This window comes from Actinomadura terrae (assembly GCF_022751215.1).
GTDB lineage: Bacteria > Actinomycetota > Actinomycetes > Streptosporangiales > Streptosporangiaceae > Spirillospora > Spirillospora terrae.
Genome location: NZ_JAICDG010000017.1, coordinates 1 through 1,323 on the forward strand (window position 1 = coordinate 1; position 1,323 = coordinate 1,323).

The following is a 1,323-nucleotide window of genomic DNA, read 5'->3' on the forward strand; positions in this document are numbered from 1 at the left end:
TGCAATGCCACGGTTTCGGCGGTGTGCTTGAGCCCCGCTACATTGTCGGCGCGGAATCACTTGACCAGTGAGCTATTACGCACTCTTTCAAGGATGGCTGCTTCTAAGCCAACCTCCTGGTTGTCACAGCAACTCCACATCCTTTCCCACTTAGCACACGCTTAGGGGCCTTAACCGATGATCTGGGCTGTTTCCCTCTCGACTACGAAGCTTATCCCCCGCAGTCTCACTGCCACGCTCTCACTTACCGGCATTCGGAGTTTGGCTGACGTCAGTAACCTTGTAGGGCCCCTCAGCCATCCAGTAGCTCTACCTCCGGCAAGAAACACGCAACGCTGCACCTAAATGCATTTCGGGGAGAACCAGCTATCACGGAGTTTGATTGGCCTTTCACCCCTAACCACAGGTCATCCCCCAGGTTTTCAACCCTGGTGGGTTCGGGCCTCCACACCGTCTTACCGGCGCTTCACCCTGCCCATGGCTAGATCACCCCGCTTCGGGTCTACAGCATGCGACTATATCGCCCTATTCAGACTCGCTTTCGCTACGGCTACCCGCCACCGGTTAACCTCGCCACACACCATAACTCGCAGGCTCATTCTTCAAAAGGCACGCCATCACGAACACAGAAAACCAAAGATTCCCTGTGAGGACGCTCTGACGGCTTGTAGGCACACGGTTTCAGGTACTATTTCACGACCCCTCACCGGGGCACTTTTCACCTTTCCCTCACGGTACTAGTCCGCTATCGGTCACCAGGAAGTATTCAGCCTTACCACGTGGTCGTGGCAGATTCACACAGGATTTCACGGGCCCCGTGCTACTCGGGAACACACCCAGAAGCCACTCGAATTTCGTCTACCGGACTCTCACCGTCTACGGTCGGCCATCCCATGCCATTCGACTATCCGAGCAGTTTGTAACTTCTCGACCCAGCGGCAGCTGAATCAGGATGGTCCCACAACCCCGCACACGCAACGCCTGCCGGCTATCACACGCGCACGGTTTAGGCTCCTCCGCTTTCGCTCACCACTACTCACGGAATCACTATTGTTTTCTCTTCCTGCGGGTACTGAGATGTTTCACTTCCCCGCGTTCCCACCAACCGCCCTATACATTCAGACGGCGGCGACACCCCATGACGGGTGCCAGGTTTCCCCATTCGGAAATCCCCGGATCAAAGTCTGGTTGCCGACTCCCCGAGGCATATCGCAGGCTCCCACGTCCTTCATCGGCTCCTGATGCCAAGGCATCCACCGTATGCCCTTAAAAACTTGAACACACAAAACGATCAAAACAAATCGCAGTAAAACAACAACACCC

At 55.6% G+C, this 1,323-nt stretch carries 1 rRNA gene; it reads right to left on the reverse strand.

Annotated elements, in window-relative coordinates:
• Positions 1 to 1,280 (reverse strand): 23S ribosomal RNA (locus K2F47_RS40315); the annotation flags it as partial.
• Positions 1,281 to 1,323: the final 43 nt, after the last annotated feature.